15 protein-coding genes and 1 tRNA gene are annotated in these 14,780 nt (G+C 66.3%); 2 read left to right on the top strand and 14 right to left on the bottom strand.

Annotation, left to right across the window (positions count from 1 at the left end):
• Window positions 1–9: 9 nt before the first annotated feature.
• From ACZ48Y_RS01750 to ACZ48Y_RS01735, 4 genes are all read right to left on the bottom strand, one after another.
• Window positions 10–558, bottom strand: coding sequence for a hypothetical protein (locus tag ACZ48Y_RS01750; RefSeq protein WP_464741561.1), 549 nt, complete (start codon window positions 556–558; stop codon window positions 10–12).
• Between the two features lie 68 nt (window positions 559–626).
• On the bottom strand, window positions 627–1,097 hold the full coding sequence (locus ACZ48Y_RS01745) for a YbhB/YbcL family Raf kinase inhibitor-like protein (RefSeq protein WP_464741559.1): 471 nt from the start codon (window positions 1,095–1,097) through the stop codon (window positions 627–629).
• A gap of 41 nt (window positions 1,098–1,138) precedes the next feature.
• Window positions 1,139–1,672 carry a ribosome hibernation-promoting factor, HPF/YfiA family gene (gene hpf, locus ACZ48Y_RS01740; RefSeq protein ID WP_464741557.1) on the bottom strand — a complete coding sequence of 178 codons (534 nt, stop codon included), beginning with the start codon at window positions 1,670–1,672 and terminating at the stop codon, window positions 1,139–1,141.
• Between the two features lie 22 nt (window positions 1,673–1,694).
• Complete coding sequence (locus ACZ48Y_RS01735; RefSeq protein ID WP_464741555.1) at window positions 1,695–2,372, bottom strand: cell division ATP-binding protein FtsE; 678 nt, start codon at window positions 2,370–2,372, stop codon at window positions 1,695–1,697.
• Window positions 2,373–2,421: 49 nt separating this feature from the next.
• Here ACZ48Y_RS01735 and ACZ48Y_RS01730 point away from each other — a divergent pair, with 49 nt between their 5' ends.
• Together ACZ48Y_RS01730 and ACZ48Y_RS01725 are read left to right on the top strand one after the other, a co-directional pair.
• Window positions 2,422–3,756, top strand: a complete 1,335-nt coding sequence (locus tag ACZ48Y_RS01730) for a S41 family peptidase (RefSeq protein WP_464741553.1) — start codon at window positions 2,422–2,424, stop codon at window positions 3,754–3,756.
• 56 nt (window positions 3,757–3,812) lie between these two features.
• On the top strand, window positions 3,813–4,202 hold the full coding sequence (locus ACZ48Y_RS01725) for a DUF3197 domain-containing protein (RefSeq protein ID WP_464741551.1): 390 nt from the start codon (window positions 3,813–3,815) through the stop codon (window positions 4,200–4,202).
• On the opposite strand, the gene ACZ48Y_RS01720 is transcribed toward ACZ48Y_RS01725, so the two are convergent.
• From ACZ48Y_RS01720 to ACZ48Y_RS01675, 10 genes are all read right to left on the bottom strand, one after another.
• Complete coding sequence (locus ACZ48Y_RS01720; protein WP_464741549.1) at window positions 4,199–5,059, bottom strand: DMT family transporter; 861 nt, start codon at window positions 5,057–5,059, stop codon at window positions 4,199–4,201. The two genes, ACZ48Y_RS01725 and ACZ48Y_RS01720, sit on opposite strands and share 4 nt — an antisense overlap.
• Window positions 5,060–5,083: 24 nt before the next feature.
• Entirely contained in the window at window positions 5,084–6,955 is a 1,872-nt protein-coding gene (locus ACZ48Y_RS01715; protein WP_464741547.1) for a potassium transporter Kup, read from the bottom strand.
• A gap of 9 nt (window positions 6,956–6,964) precedes the next feature.
• Window positions 6,965–7,975, bottom strand: a complete 1,011-nt coding sequence (locus ACZ48Y_RS01710; RefSeq protein WP_464741545.1) for a hypothetical protein — start codon at window positions 7,973–7,975, stop codon at window positions 6,965–6,967.
• A gap of 33 nt (window positions 7,976–8,008) precedes the next feature.
• A complete protein-coding gene (locus tag ACZ48Y_RS01705) occupies window positions 8,009–8,986 on the bottom strand; it encodes an ABC transporter ATP-binding protein (RefSeq protein WP_464741543.1) in 978 nt (325 codons plus the stop codon).
• Window positions 8,983–10,002, bottom strand: a complete 1,020-nt coding sequence (locus ACZ48Y_RS01700; protein WP_464741541.1) for an ABC transporter ATP-binding protein — start codon at window positions 10,000–10,002, stop codon at window positions 8,983–8,985. The genes ACZ48Y_RS01705 and ACZ48Y_RS01700 overlap by 4 nt, the downstream gene beginning before the upstream one ends.
• A gap of 23 nt (window positions 10,003–10,025) precedes the next feature.
• Window positions 10,026–11,429, bottom strand: a complete 1,404-nt coding sequence (locus ACZ48Y_RS01695; RefSeq protein WP_464741539.1) for an ABC transporter permease — start codon at window positions 11,427–11,429, stop codon at window positions 10,026–10,028.
• Window positions 11,422–12,405 (bottom strand): ABC transporter permease, encoded by a 984-nt coding sequence (locus ACZ48Y_RS01690; protein ID WP_464741537.1) that lies wholly within the window; start codon window positions 12,403–12,405, stop codon window positions 11,422–11,424. The genes ACZ48Y_RS01695 and ACZ48Y_RS01690 overlap by 8 nt, the downstream gene beginning before the upstream one ends.
• Before the next feature lie 119 nt (window positions 12,406–12,524).
• A complete protein-coding gene (locus ACZ48Y_RS01685; protein ID WP_464741535.1) occupies window positions 12,525–14,270 on the bottom strand; it encodes an ABC transporter substrate-binding protein in 1,746 nt (581 codons plus the stop codon).
• A gap of 148 nt (window positions 14,271–14,418) precedes the next feature.
• Entirely contained in the window at window positions 14,419–14,649 is a 231-nt protein-coding gene (gene secG / locus ACZ48Y_RS01680) for a preprotein translocase subunit SecG (RefSeq protein ID WP_464741533.1), read from the bottom strand.
• 27 nt (window positions 14,650–14,676) lie between these two features.
• Window positions 14,677–14,764: transfer RNA gene (locus ACZ48Y_RS01675), tRNA-Leu, on the bottom strand.
• Window positions 14,765–14,780: the final 16 nt, after the last annotated feature.

Here is a 14,780-nt window from a genome sequence, read left to right as displayed (position 1 = left end):
CCGTCGGGCTCAGCGCCGCGGCGCGGGGCGCTTTGGAAACCGCTTGGAACGGCCGGGTGCCCCCGGACGGTGGGGCGCCTTCGGCCCCAGCCCAAGCCCCACCGGCCGGGAGAGGACCCGCTCGGCGAGCTCACCCACCTTGGCCAGAAGCCGACCCTTCTCCTGAGCGGAGATCAGGCCCAGCTCGTAGAGCCGCGCGACCTCCTCCCGGAACCGCGTCTCCAGGAGGTTCTTGGCCTTCGCGAGGTCCCCACCGGAGGCGGAGATCAGCGCCCCCCAGCTCGGCGCCGAAAGGCGCACGAGCCGCGCGGTGAGCCGGGCCTTCTCCACCTCGTAGCGGAGCCGCGCGATCTTTCCGGAAGCGTAGGCGGCCTCCAGCTTCTGAAGCGCCGCCTCAAGCCGCGCCCGGGCCTCGTCCGGGGTCCTCGGCCTGGCCATGGCCGCCGTTTTTTGCATCCCCGCGCCCGGTCCCCGCGGGGACGTTCCCTGGGCCAGGGCCCCTCCGGAGAGCACCAAGACCGCCAGCGTGACCGCGCCGATGCGTTTCCAGTCCTTCATCCTTCCACCTCCAGCCCCAGGCTAGGGGCGGGAGGTTTTAGGACGATGACGCCGAGCTGAAGGCGGCGTCAGCGGGCGTAGACGCCCATCCAGCTGGCCCTGGCCAGGACGTGGCCGTCGATCCTGGCGAGGACCGCGCGGGCCGGGACCCCGGGGTCGAGCCCCAGGCCTTCGACGTCGAGCGCCAGCAGTTCGAAGAAGTAGCGGTGGGGGCCGTGCCCCTTGGGCGGACAGGGACCGCCGTACCCGGCGAACCCGAAGTCGTTGATCGCCTGGGAGAACCTATCCACCGCGGGACCCTTGGGCACCCCCTCGGGAAGGCCGGCAAGGCTCGGGGGCAGGTCGTAAGCCACCCAGTGGATGAACGTCCCGGCCGGGGCGTCCGGGTCCGACATCACCAGGACCAAGGACCCGGCCCCTTCGGGCACGCCCTCGAACACCAGGGGCGGAGAGCGGTCCTCCCCATCGCAGGTGTAGGCCCGTGGAATGACCGCGCCCCGCTCGAACGCCGGGCTGTAGATCCGAAATCCCGCGGCCATCACCATGCCTCCTAGAAGGACGAGCCAGAAGCCGAGGCGGCTCATTGCGTCTCGATCAGCCCGTAGTTCCCGTCCTTGCGCTTGTAAATGACGTTGATCTGCTCGGTGTCGGCGTTCTTGAAGACGAAGAAGTCGTGGCCCAGGGCCTCCATCTGAAAGGCCGCGTCCTCGGGGGTCATCGGCTTCATCGCAAAGCGCTTGACGCGGACGATCTCCGGCCCTTCCTCGAGGGTCTCCTCCGCCGCCGGCGCGGGACCCAGGCTGGTGTGCCGCTTGCCCATGAGGCGGCCCTTGTAGCGCTTGAGCTGCTTTTCCAGGACTTCCACCGCCCGGTCGATCGCGGCGTAGAGGTCGGGGTCGTCCTCCTCGACGCGCACGATCCCCCCGGGCACGTTGATCTGGATCTCGGCCTTGGCACGCCGTTCGACGTGAGGGCTGCGGGCCAGGCTGAGCACCACCTTGGCCTCCTGCGCGCCGTCGAAGTAACGGTCCAGGCGGGAAAGCTTCTTCTCGACGTAGGTTCGGATGGCTTCGGTCACGTCAACGTTGCGTCCCACGAGGCGGTAGATCTGCATGCGCCCTCCTTTCCCTGCAGCCTCATTGTACCGCGAGGCGCTGGTCGCGCACGATCTGCCCGGCCTTCAAGGCCACCACCCTTTGGGGATAGGCCTTGACCAGCTCCGGGGAGTGGGTGGCGATCAGCACGGTGGTGCCCTTGGCGTGGGCCAGCTTGAAGAGCTCGAGCATCGCCAGGGCGTTCTCCGGGTCGAGGTTGCCGGTGGGCTCGTCGGCCAGGAGCACCTCGGGCTCGACGATCAGCGCCCGGGCGACCGCGACCCGCTGGGCCTCGCCGACCGAGAGCTGGAAGGGAAAGGCACGGCGCTTGTGGGGAAGGCCCACGGTGCGCAGCACGCGAGCGATGCGCTCGGGCCAGAGCCGGCGGGGGACGCCCTGCACGCGCAGGACGAAGGCCAGGTTCTCCTCGACGGTGCGGTCCATGAGCAGGCGGTGGTCCTGGAACACCATCCCCACCCGGCGGCGGTAGCGGGCCAGGCGGTTGCCGTGGAGCCCGCGAAGGTTCACCCCGTCCACGTAGACCGCCCCGCTCGTGGGCTGGAAACGCCGCAAGATGAGGCCCAAAAGGCTCGACTTCCCGGCCCCCGAGTGCCCCATGAGGAAGACGAACTCCCCCCGCTTGATCTCCAGGTTGACGTTGTAGAGGGCCATCGTCTTGGTGCGCGGGTACTCGAGACCAACCCGGTGGAGGTGGATCACGCCCTCAGCCTACCCCCTTTCTCATCGGCCAGTCGTTAGAATGGCCGGCATGAAGCCGAAACGCTACCTCTTCGCCGTCCTGGCCGTGGCCGCCGCGCTGGGCATCGCCCAGTTTCAAAACCAGGGGGAGTTCCTCACCCACCCCAACGGCCAGGCCGCGGTGGAGACCTACGAGCTCATCAAGACCCATTACCTGAAAAAACTCAGTCAGGATGAGCTGGACCGCGTGCTCGAGGGCGCGATCCGCGGCGAAGTGGAGGCCCTCGACGATCCTTTCACCACCTACAGCGCTCCGCGCCGCACCGAGATCCGCAACCAGGACGTCCAGGGCGAGTTCTACGGCATCGGCGTGGTGATCCAGGCCGCCCGCCCCGACGGGACCGGGGCCAAGATCCTCACCGTCTTCCGCGGCGGCCCCGCCTACCGCGCCGGCCTCAAGGCCGGGGACGAGATCGTCGAGGTCGACGGAGAGGACGTCACCCAGCTCGACCTCTTCGACATCGTGGCCAAGATCCGCGGCCCCAAGGGAACGATCGTGGAGATCGGGGTGCGGCGCAAGGGGTCGCGGGCAGTCTTGCGCTTTAAGATCCCCCGGGAGAAGGTGGAGATCGTCTCCGTCTCCAAGACCACCATCGGCGAGGACGTCGGCTACGTGGCGATCGAGACCTTCCTCAACGTCAAGGTGATCGAGCAGCTGCGCCAGGCGATCGAGGCCCTCAAAGAACGCGGGATCAAAAAGCTCATCCTCGACCTGCGCGACAACGGCGGCGGCCTCCTCGACCAGGGCTGCCAGGTCGCTGACGCCTTTCTCGACCAGGGGGTGATCGTCTACACCCGCTCCCGCGAGCGCACCCGACCCTTCTGCGAGGCCTCGCCCAAGCAGCTCTGGGACGGGCCGATGGTCGCCCTGGTCAACGGCAACTCGGCCTCGGCCTCGGAGATCGTCGCCGGCGCCTTGCAGGACTACCAACGGGCCAAGATCATCGGCGAGAAGACCTTCGGCAAGGGCGTCGGGCAGAACGTCTTCACCCTGGCCAACGGCGGCGAGCTGACCCTGGTGACCTTCGAGTGGCTGACGCCAAAGCAGCGCTCGATCCACGAAAAGGGGATCACCCCGGACATCCTGGTCAAGGACACGCGCTTCCCCGAGCCTTTGGCCTTCGACGGCCTGGGGGCCCCCGCCGGTGGCGAGGTGGAGCTCGTCGTCCGCGACGCCAACGGGAAGGAAATCAAGCGGGTGAAGGCCAAGGTCAAGGAGGACGGCACCTTTTCCTTCAGCGAGGAGGTGCCGCCGCGCCCCACCTCGGACGTTCCCGGAGAGGCCCGGATCGACCTCGCCCACGACGCGATCCTCCAGGCCGCCTTGAAGGCCCTCGGCAAGTAGCCGACGCCGGGACGATGGCCCCGGCCAGAGGCCGGGGCCTTAGGCATAATGGAGGCATGAAGCTCGTTGGCGTTCCCGCGAATCCCGAGGCCACCCTCGAAGAGTTGAAGGCCGCGCTTAAGGGCGCACACTGGCCCAGCCTGAGCTTGACCCTGGTCGGCGACTGGCAGGGCAACCGGGCCCGGATGGCCTACGCGGTCTTCGTTCAGGGGACGAAGACCCCCATCCTCACCCAGCCCGCCTTCGGGGGAGCGTTCGGCGAAGCGGGGCAAAACGCCCTGATCGAGCTGGTCCGCTGGGCCGAGGAACGCGGCGTGCGGCGCTTTTTCGAGGCGATGCTCGAGCCCGGCCTGCTCGCCGAACTCTCGGCCGCGAACGAGGCCCTCGCCGCCCACCTGAACGCGGCGAAGAACCCCGCCGGGCCCTGGCTCTGGCCCGCGTCCTAGGTCTGGCTCTTGGCCCGCTGGGTCAGGTAGACCCCGACGATCACCAGCACCGCGCCGAGGAGCGCCCGCAAAGGCAGCCGCTCGCCGAGGAGCAAAAACCCACCGAGGGCCCCGAGCACCGGGGCCAGGTTCTGCCAGACCCCAGCCTTTGCCGGCCCTAAAAGCTGCACCCCCCGCATCCAGGCCAGGTAGGCGGCGACGTTGGCCAAGAGGCCGCTCGCGGCGATGCCCCAAAAGGCCCAGGCCGGCACCCTGGCAAACGGCAGCGTCAAGAGCCCCGAGAGGTTGGCCAGCCAGTAGGGCAGCATCCCGCCGACGTAGCCCAGGCTGACCCAGGAGAGCAGCGGGTAACGGGCCCCGACGGTGCGCGCCGAGGCCGAGTAGATCGCCCAGGCCAGCGAGGCCAGAACCAGGTCGGCCACCCCCAGCCCGACCTCGAGGCTTCCCCCGCCGAGCCCCAATAGGGCCACGCCGAAAAACGCCAGGAAGATGCCCAGGTAGCCCAGGGCCTCGAGCCGCTCCCCCAGCCAGAGGTAGCCGACCAGGGCCAGCCAGGCGGGGTTGGTGGCGTTGGTGACCGCCGCCACCGAGGCCGGGGTGCGCAAGACCCCCTCCATCAAGAGCCACTGGAAGAGCGCGTTGCCGACGATGCCAAAGCCCAGGATGACGCGCGCGTCCCGCCAGGGGATCCGCGGGGCGCGGCCGATGCGCGCGAGCAAGAGGAACGCCCCGGCGGCGACCAGGGTGCGCAGGGCGTTCATGAGGTGCGCGGGGAGGACCCCCACCAAGACCTTGAGGAGCACGAAGTTCAGCCCCCAGAAGGTCACCGCGATCAGGGGATAGAGGTAGGCCGGCACCCCTCCATCATACTGACCTGCAGGTCAGATCCGGGCGAAGACGCCGAGCTCGAGGGCCCGATCCGAGGGCAGGTTGAAGTAGGCCACCGGGCTCTCCGCGTTGCGCCGCATGAAGGCAAAGAGGAACTCCCGCCAGCGGGCCATGTAGCGGCCGGCGGGCACCACCTCCTCCCGCCCCAAGAAGAAGCTGACCTCGTAGGGCATCAGGTTCAGGTCCCCAAAGGTCGAAAGGTCGCGCAAGAGGTCGGGGTTTTCCATGAACCCGTAGCTCACGATCAGGCGTTCCACCCCAGCCCCCAGCGGTTGCAAGAAGACCCGTTTTTCGGGCTCGACCCGGGGGCGCTCCGAGGTGCGCACGGTGAGAATGACGACCCGTTCGTGCAGGACCCCGAAGTGCTCGAGCTGGGCCAACAGGACGTCCGGCGCGCGTTTGGGGTCGGCGCTCAGGTACACCGCGGTCCCCGACACCCGCGAGGGCGGCTCCGCTTCCAGGCGCGCCACCAGCGCATCGAGCGGCAGGGAGAGCGTGCGCAAGGCCCGGTGCAAGAGCGCGCGACCGAACTTCCAAGTGCTCATCAACACGTAGACGACCGCCGCGACGACCAGCGGCACCCAGCCGCCCTGGGGCACCTTGATGAGGTTCGCGGCCCAGAAGGCGAGGTCCACGGACAAGAAGACCGCGGCCATCAGCGCCACCTTCACGAGCGGCCAGCCCCAGAGGCGGTAGACGATCAGGGAAAAGAGCAGGGTGGTGAAGACCATGTCCGTGGAGACGCCCACCCCATACGCGCCGGCCAGGTTGGACGAGGTCTTGAAACCGAGCACCAGGGCGACCGTCGCCACCATCAGGATCCAGTTCACGGAAGGGACGTAGACCTGACCGCGCTCCTCGCTCGAGGTCTGCACCACCCGCATCCGGGGCAGGAACCCAAGCTGGATCGCCTGCCGGGTCAGGGAGAACGAGCCCGAGATCACCGCCTGCGAGGCGATCACCGTGGCCGCCGCCGCCAACACCACCAGCGGATAGGCGGCCCAGGCCGGCGCCATGAGGAAGAACGGGTTCTCCACGGCTTCGGGATGGCGCAGGATCAACGCGCCCTGGCCGAAGTAGTTGAGCAGCAAGGCAGGAAGGACGTAAAAGAACCAGGCGATGCGGATCGGGGCCCGCCCGAAGTGCCCCAGGTCGGCGTAGAGCGCCTCGCCCCCGGTGACCACCAAGAACACCGCGCCGAGGATAAAAAACCCCTGCGCCCCGTGCTGCAAGAGGAAGCCCAGGCCATACACGGGCGAAAGCGCGTAGAGCACCTGCGGCGCCGCGACCAGGTGCCTTATCCCGAGCACCGCCAGCGTCGCGAACCAAACTAGCATCACCGGCCCGAAGAGGCGGCCCACGCCCGCGGTCCCCCGCGACTGCAGGGAAAAGAGCCCGATCAGGATGAGCACCGTGATCGGCAGGACGTACGGGGAGAGCGCGGGCGAGGCCACCTTCAACCCCTCCACCGCGCTGAGCACCGAGATCGCGGGGGTGATCATCCCGTCCCCGTAGAGCAACGCGGCGCCGAAGATCCCCAGCACCATGGCCCAAAACCGCCAGTCCCTGCGGTCGGTCTCCTCTTCTTTTGGCATGACCAGCGCGGTCAGGGCCATGATCCCGCCCTCACCGTGGTTGTCCGCGCGCATGACGAAGAGCAGGTACTTGACGGAGATGACCACCACGAGCGCCCAGAAGATCAAGGAGAGCACGCCAAGGACGGCCTCGGGACCCACCGCGACGCCGTGCCTCGGCGAGAGCGCCTCGCGCACCGCATAGAGCGGGCTGGTGCCGATGTCCCCGAAGACCACACCCAGCGAGGTCAATGCCAGCTTGAAGACGTAGCCCGGAGCGCGCTTGTCCACCCCCGAATGCTACCGCAAGGTGAGCTCGACCTCGTAAAGGTAGCTGTGGGTCTCCCCCGGCGCCAGGTCGAACGTCACCCGGTAGCCCCCGGCCACGCGCTCGCCCTCCGAGAGCGCGAGCGCCACCCCCTTGGCGGCGAAGCGCTCGGTGATCTCGACCCGGGCCGCCTCTTGGCCGCGATTCGTGACCCGGGTGGTGACCCGGTAGCGGCGCCGGTCCGCGGTCTCGGCGAGCACCGCCACTTGCCGCTCGACCTTGGCCTGGCTGGCCTGCCCAAGGACCGGCGCCACCGGTGCGCCCTCCGGGGTCCTCGGCACCGCGACCCGGCCCAGGAAGGAGCCTCCGTAAAAGACGTCGAGCGGCCCCGGGCTCAGGTCGATGGGCGCGGTCAGGCGATACGCCCGGTTCAACGCAAACGCGCTTCCACTTTGAAAGCCCCCGTCGTAGCGCCAGATCAGCCTAGGATGCACCGGTCCCTGGAACAGGGGGAGCTCGGTGCGGTCCGGCTCCAGGGTGATCGGGCCGGTCAGCGCGTAACGGGTGACCCCGCCCCGGCGCTCCGCTGGGGCGGCGACCTTGGCCCGGAGCGCGGTCGAACGCGCCTCCTCCAAAAGCGGTACCTCCCCGGAGACGAAGACCAAGCGGTCCAGCCTCAGCGTCTCGTCGAGGGCGTTCTCCACCCCCAACCAGGCGGCAAAGCGGCCCTCGGGCAAAAAGAGCCGGTAGGCCACCCGTCCCTTGAGCCCCCGGGTGAGGTAGTGAAGCGTTCCTCGCTCCCCGTCGGCCTCGACGCGCAAAACCCCTTTGCGCCAGACCCGGCGCCGGGGGGTCACCCCGCTTACCCAGACCAGGTCCTCGATCAGGGTCTTTGCCACGCGTTCGCTGGGCTGCCAGATCAACACCCCGTGCTCGAGGCGCACCGGAACGCTGACCTCGCCAAATGGTTCATAGAGCGTCAGATCGAGCCCCAGGGCGAGCCCCGCGATCAGCGAAAGGAGCACCGGCCAAACCCGCTTCATGCCCCATCCTATCAAGGGAAGGGGGCGCCCCGGCTAGAAGATGTCGTCGCGGATGCAGGCCTTGTAATGGCCGGGCGCGACCTCCCGCAACTCGGGGACGGTTTCGGCGCACTCAGGAATCGCGTAGCGGCAGCGGGTGCGGAAGACGCACCCAGAGGGCGGGTTGATGGGGCTCGGGATGTCCCCCTCCAGCACGATGCGCTCACGCTTGATCGTGGGATCGGGGATCGGCACCGCCGAGAGTAGGGCCTCGGTGTAGGGGTGCTGGGGGTTTTCGTAGAGCTCCCGCGCCGGGGCGATCTCCATGAGCTTGCCCAGGTACATCACCGCCACCCGATCGGAGATGTACTCGACGACCGCGAGGTCGTGGGCGATGAAGAGCAGGGTCAGCCCCAGCTCCTCCTTGAGGTCCTGGAGGAGGTTGACCACCTGCGCCTGAATCGAGACGTCGAGCGCGGAGACCGGCTCGTCGGCCACGATGAAGTCGGGGTTCACCGCCAGCGCGCGGGCGATCCCGATGCGCTGGCGCTGCCCGCCGGAGAACTCGTGGGGGTAGCGGCGCATGTGGTCCGGGGAAAGCCCCACCAGCTTCAAGAGCTCGGCCACCCGCTCCACCCGCTCCTTGGCGTTCTTCACCAGCTTGTGGATCACCAGCGGCTCGCCGATGATGTCCCCCACCGTCATCCGCGGGTTCAGCGAGGCGAAGGGGTCCTGAAAGATGATCTGCATGCGCCGCCTAAACGGCCGCATCGAACCCCGGGGGAGCTTGGCGATGTTCGCGTCCTCGAAGTAGACGTCGCCGTCGGTGGGCTCGACCAGACGCAGGATGGTGCGCCCGACCGTGGTCTTGCCGGAGCCGGACTCGCCGACGAGCCCCAGAACCTCGCCTTTTTTGATCTCAAAGCTCACGTCGTTGACCGCTTTGACGTGGCCCACGGTGCGAGACAGCACGCCACCGCGAATGGGAAACCAGGTCTTGAGGTGCTCGACCCTGAGCAACGCCTCGCTCATCGGAGTTCCTCCTGGATCTCACGCCAACGGAAGCAGCGCACCATGTGACCGTCTCCGGCGTCCTCGAGCTGGGGGATCTCGGCGTCACAGCGCCCCGCCTCGTACCAACGGCAGCGGGGGTGGAAGGCGCAGCCGGGGGGGAGGAAGAGCGGGTTGGGGACGTTGCCGGGGATGGCCTCGAGCCGCTCCTGTTTCTCCGCCGCCCGGTCCACCCGGGGCACCGAGTTCAAGAGCCCCATCGTGTAAGGGTGGAGCGGATTCTTGAAGGTCGGCACCACGTCCGTCTCCTCCACCGCGCGTCCGGCGTACATCACCACGACCCGGTCGGCGATCTCCGCCACCACCCCCAGGTTGTGGGTGATGAAGAGCACGCTCATGCCAATCTCCTCCTGGAGCTGCTTGATCAGCTCCAGGATCTGCGCCTGGATCGTAACGTCCAGCGCGGTGGTCGGCTCGTCGGCGATGAGCAGGCTGGGGTTGCAGGAGAGGGCCATCGCGATCATCACCCGCTGGCGCATCCCCCCGGACATCTGATGAGGGTAGTTGGCAAGCCGTTTTTTGGGCTCCGGGATGCCCACCAACTCGAGCATCTCCGCGGCCATCTCCAGGGCCTCCTTCTTGCGCTTGCCCTGGTGCAGCATGATCGCCTCGGCGATCTGATCGCCGATCGTGTAGACCGGGTTCAGGCTGGTCATTGGCTCTTGGAAGATCATCGCGACGTCGTTCCCGCGAATGCGCCGCATCTCCGCTTCGGAGAGCTTGACGAGGTTCTTCACCTGCCCGTCCTTGCCCCGAAAGCGGATCTCACCATCGACGATCTTCCCCGGCGGGCTGGGGATCAGGCGCATGATCGCCAGCGAGGTCACCGACTTCCCGGAGCCAGACTCGCCGACGACCGCCAGCGTCTCCCCCTTGTCGATGTGGAAGGAAACGCCGTCCACCGCCTTCACCACGCCCTCGTCGGTGAAGAAGTGGACCTTCAAGTTGTCAACTTCTAAAAGCCGGTTCGCGTCCATCAAATCTCCCCCATGGTTATACCCTAACGGCGGCGGCGCGGATCAAATGCGTCGCGCAAGCCATCCCCGACGAAGTTCCAGGCCAAGACGGCGATGAAGATCATCACCCCGGGCGCAAGCACCCAGGGCCGGTCGGCAAACGAGGCGAACCCACCATCCTGGGCGGCCTTCAAGAGCAGTCCCCAGGAGGTGTAGGGCTCGGTGATGCCAAACCCGATGAACGAGAGCCCGGACTCGGCCAGGATGAAGCTCGGGATCGCGATCGAGGCGTAGACGATGGTGTAGCTCGCGGTCGCCGGGAGGAGGTGCTTGAGGATGATCGAGAAGTTGGACACGCCGAGGGCCCTGGCTGCGGTGACGTAGTCCATCTCCCGAAGCGAGAGCACCATCCCCCGGATCGTCCGGGCTAGCCCGCCCCAACCGATCAGACTCAGCACCCCGACCACGATGTAGAAGGTCATCAAAGGGTCGATGTCGCTGGGAAAGATGCTGCGCAGGGTGATCAGCAAGAACAACCCGGGGATCGCCGCCAGGATCTCCACGAGGCGCATCACCACGTCGTCCGGGTCCAGCTGGACAGGCACCACGAACGCGGCGGCCAGGCTCCCCAGGATGGCCAGGATGAGCAGCAACGAAACCACAAGCGTGCCGAAGTCCAGTCGGTCGGTGCTGTTCCAAAGGGTGGTGAGCCCGAGGAAGAGCCCGTAGGCCAGGCCCACCCAGAGCAACGCGACGGCGATCCCCCAAACGACCTTGGCCACCCTTCGAACGGGCGTCCGCGCGTGGGCCCAGCTCGCTACGCGCAAGAGCGGAAGGCTCAAATGGATCCTGCTTCCTTGGTAAAAACCCGAGAGGCCACCCATGATCAAACCGATGATCATCGCGATGATCACCGAAAGGATGCCGATGGTCAGCGAGACCTGCCCGCCGTAGACCAGACGGCTCCAGAGGTCGCGGCCGAAGTTGTCCGCGCCAATCAAAAAGAGCCGGGCCCCGGCCTGGGTGGCCGCGGCATCCAGCCCAAACAGGCGGATGTCGCTTTTGAACACCTTGAAGATCGTATAGGGCTGGTCGGGGGTGCGCACGAAGAGATGGATGGAAAAACGCTTGCCGCAATCCTCGACGTACTTTTCCAAAAACGTGTCGAGGTCCAAGGTCTTCTCGGTCGCGCAAACGAAGGGGTGGGTCAGCCGACCGGTCTCGGGATCGCGGACGTGGATGGGGGTCGGCGGGGCATAGCGGTAGCTGGGCGAGAGGGTATAGAAGTTGGGATCGTAAGGGCTAAAAAACCCGGCAAACGCGGCCACGAAGTAGAGGACGACGAGGATCCCCCCGCCGATCAGGGCCAGCCGGTGCTTTTTAAACTGCTCCCAGGCCAGCCTGGAAGCGGACTTCATCCGGGCTTGGTTCGCGGTGGGTTCAGCCATAGCGAATCCTCGGGTCGACGATGGCCAAGAGGACGTCTCCGATGATGTTGCCGATGATCAAGAGCAAGGTTGAGAGGGCGATGATGCCGGCGTTCACGTAGAGGTCCTGGCGGTTGAGGGCGTCGAGCAAAAGCGGGGTCATCCCCGGCCAGCCGGAGACCACCTCGACCAGGCCGGCCCCTCCGATGAGCCCCGGGAGCAGCCCGCCGATCGTGGCGATGACCGGGATGATCGCGTTGCGCAGCGCGTGCTTGTAAAGGACCACGCGCTCTGGGAGTCCCTTCGCCCGGGCGGTGCGGATGTAGTCCTGCCCCAGGACCTCGAGCACCAGCGCCCGCATGTAACGGGTCATCCCGGACATGTCCGCGGTGACCACCACGAAGGCCGGTAGGGCCGCGTGCCAGAGGACGTCGAGGATCTTTCGCCAGGTCGAAAACTGCTCGAAGCCCTGGCTGGTCATCCCTCCGATGGGAAAGGGGGTCCAGCCGAACGCAAACTTGATCTTGACCAGGAGGAAGATCAACACCAGCATGAAGAAGAAGTTGGGGATGGCGATGCCGAAGTAGGCGAGGAAGCTCACCACGTAGTCACCCAGGGTGTAGGGCCTGACCGCTTGGTAGATCCCGATGGGAATCCCGAGGAGATAGAGGAAGAGCACCCCCAGCCCGACCAGAACGAGGGAGTTTTCAATCCTGGGCAGGATGACCTCCACGACCGGCTGCTGGTACATGAACGAATAACCGAGGTCCCCGTTGAACAGGTTCTTCAACCAGATCAGGTACTGCACCAGCACCGGCTTGTCGAGGCCAAAGAGGTGCCGCATGTACTCGATCGTCTCCGGCCGGATCTTGGGGTCCAGGGAAAGCTGGGTCAAAAAGTCCCCGGGCACGGCCTGAAGCACCATGAAGGCGAGGAAGGTCGCGCCCAAAAAGGTGGGAATCAGGTAGAGGGTGCGGCGGATCAGGTAGGTCGTCACGTCGGCTCTCCACGAAAATCCCGGGGGGACCCCGGGATCGACCGCTTTTCAAGGCAAACTCTACACCGAGTCAAAGAAAAAGGAAAGGGCGCCCCGGGCCTTGGCCCGGGGCGAATGGGCTACTTCTTCACGAAGAGCAAGGGCACCTCGTAGGCCCCCCAGATCGAGGAGATGATCTCGTCCGGGTGGAAGCCGCCGAGGCGGTTGTTCCAGGCGACGTGGTAGTTGGGCCCGGCGATGTAGACCAGCGGCTGCAGGTCGCCCTCGATCTCCTGGATGCGGTAGCCGATCTTGACCCGCTCCTTGAAGTCGAGGGTGGTGCGGCCCTGGTAGTAGTACTTCTCCATCAGGGTCTCGCGCGCGTCGAGGCAGGTGCCGGAGCGGTTCCAAAGGTGCAGGTTGCCCTTACAGGGAACCACGTTGGAGCCGAACGGCCAGTCCAGACCACCGCCGGTCAACCCGATGATGATCGCGTCGAAGGGACGATCGTCGCCCTTGGCCAGAAGCTGACCGACGAGGGTGTTGAAGTCGATGGGGCGGAAGTTGACCTTCACGCCGACCTTCTTGGCTTCGTCGACGAAGATCTTGGCGATCTGCTCACGCTGGGCGTTGCCCGCGTTGGTGGAGAGGTTGAACTCGATGCGCCGCCCCTTGTTGTCGACCAGGTAGCCCTCGCTGTCCTTTTTGGTAAAGCCCAGCTCGGCGAGGAGCTTCTTGGCCTTTTCGGGGTCGTAGGTAAACTTTGGCGCGTCGGGATTAATCCACTGCTTGAGCACCGGGTAGACCGAGCCGTAGGTGGGGGTGCCCAGGCCGCCGTAGACGACGTCCACGATCGCCGGACGGTTCATCAGGTGGCTCATTGCCTTGCGGAACTTGTCCGAGCGGAAGAGAGCCTCCTTGAAGGGATCGGACTTCTTGTTCCAGTTGAAGACCATGAACTGGCTGGAGGCGATCGGCGAGGCGTTGACCTTCAGGGTCGCGTCGAGGTTCCCGGCGTTGATCGCCTTCTTGACCTGAGCGATCTGCTCGACGGTCGCGGGGTTGAAGACGTCGATCTTACCCACCAGGAAGGCCGCGAGCTCGGCGTTGACGTCGGGGACGATGTTCATCTGGCGGCGCTCGAGGTAGGGCAGCGGGTTGCCCGCCTCGTCCTTGTTCCACTCACCCCAGTAGGGGTTGCGCTTCAAGATCACGCGCTCGCCCTGGCGGTAGGACTCGACCACGAAGGGGCCACCGCTGACGATGTTCTTGGGATCCTCGCTCAGGCCCCACATCCCCTTGATGCCCTCGGCGCCCTTCTCCGCGTAGACCGGGCCGAAGATGTGCGCCGGCCAGGGAACGAAGCTGGCGATCGAGAAGGCCTCGGCGTCGGGCTTCGGGTAGATGAACTTCAGGGTGTAGTCGTCGATCTTCTCCACGACGATCGGCTTGTCGCCGATGAAGAAGGAGTCGCGGCTGTTGGAGCCCACGTCCGGGTCCATGTGGATCTTGTAGGTGGTAACCCAGTCATCGGCGGTGATCGGCTGGCCGTCCGACCACTTCATCCCCTTGCGGATCTTGAAGGTGATCTCGGTCTGATCCTTGCTGATCTCCCAGGAGGTGGCCATGTAAGGAATCCACTCCCCGGTGGTGGGGTCCCGCATGACGAGGCCGTAGGGGTTCATCAGGTCGGGGATGTTGGTGGCCTCCGCGGTGATGAAGGGGTTCATGGTGCGGAAGTCGCTGATCGTGGCCTCGACGAAGGTCCCGCCCGACTTGGCCTCGCCCGGCTTCGCGGTGGTCCACTTCGAAGGCCAGACGAAGGTCTGCGCGAGGCTCAACGAGGCGAACGCGATCGCAGCCAATACCCAGATGTGCTTTCTCATACGTAACCTCCTCCAAAAACACGCCCTGGCCGTGCTGAGTTTTTCGCAGGCTCATCCTGGGCGTTGCCCCTAGCCTACCCAAGAGAAAGCGCCGCGTCAACGAAAAAGCGGGCGCCGCATCACGCGGCGCCCCGATCGTCTTTCTCCGCTAGAGCTGGCGCGCACCGATGAGCAGCGCCAAGAACATGAAGCCCAGACCCAAATAAATGGTGATGCGGTAGAGCCCGCCGGTGAGCCCGCGGGCGGCGAAGAGGTCCGTCGCCCCACCGCCGAAGATGTCGCCGCCCCCGGTCTTGGGTTCCTGCAGCACCACGACCCAGATCAGCCCGATCGCGATGACCACGTAGATGAGTAGCAAGAGCAGCTGAATGAAGTCCACGTCCGCCTCCTCAACGCGCCGTTTCTTTGGTGCCGGGAGCGGGACTCGAACCCGCACGGGCTCATCGCCCAGCAGATTTTGAGTCTGCCGCGTCTACCAATTCCGCCATCCCGGCCCGCGGCCGAGGACGA

It is taken from the genome of Rhabdothermus arcticus, assembly GCF_055382915.1.
Note: the sequence above shows the minus strand (reverse complement) of the source record. Positions and strands in the feature narration are given on the sequence as shown.

Bases quoted from the DNA above. Each gene is read 5' to 3' on its own strand.
- ACZ48Y_RS01750 (WP_464741561.1), bottom strand. From the start codon at position 558: ATGAAGGACTGGAAACGCATCGGCGCGGTCACGCTGGCGGTCTTGGTG.
- ACZ48Y_RS01745 (WP_464741559.1), bottom strand. From the start codon at position 1,097: ATGGCCGCGGGATTTCGGATCTACAGCCCGGCGTTCGAGCGGGGCGCG.
- hpf (WP_464741557.1), bottom strand. From the start codon at position 1,672: ATGCAGATCTACCGCCTCGTGGGACGCAACGTTGACGTGACCGAAGCC.
- ACZ48Y_RS01730 (WP_464741553.1), top strand. From the start codon at position 2,422: ATGAAGCCGAAACGCTACCTCTTCGCCGTCCTGGCCGTGGCCGCCGCG.
- ACZ48Y_RS01725 (WP_464741551.1), top strand. From the start codon at position 3,813: ATGAAGCTCGTTGGCGTTCCCGCGAATCCCGAGGCCACCCTCGAAGAG.
- ACZ48Y_RS01710 (WP_464741545.1), bottom strand. From the start codon at position 7,975: ATGAAGCGGGTTTGGCCGGTGCTCCTTTCGCTGATCGCGGGGCTCGCC.
- ACZ48Y_RS01705 (WP_464741543.1), bottom strand. From the start codon at position 8,986: ATGAGCGAGGCGTTGCTCAGGGTCGAGCACCTCAAGACCTGGTTTCCC.
- ACZ48Y_RS01700 (WP_464741541.1), bottom strand. From the start codon at position 10,002: ATGGACGCGAACCGGCTTTTAGAAGTTGACAACTTGAAGGTCCACTTC.
- ACZ48Y_RS01695 (WP_464741539.1), bottom strand. From the start codon at position 11,429: ATGGCTGAACCCACCGCGAACCAAGCCCGGATGAAGTCCGCTTCCAGG.
- ACZ48Y_RS01685 (WP_464741535.1), bottom strand. From the start codon at position 14,270: ATGAGAAAGCACATCTGGGTATTGGCTGCGATCGCGTTCGCCTCGTTG.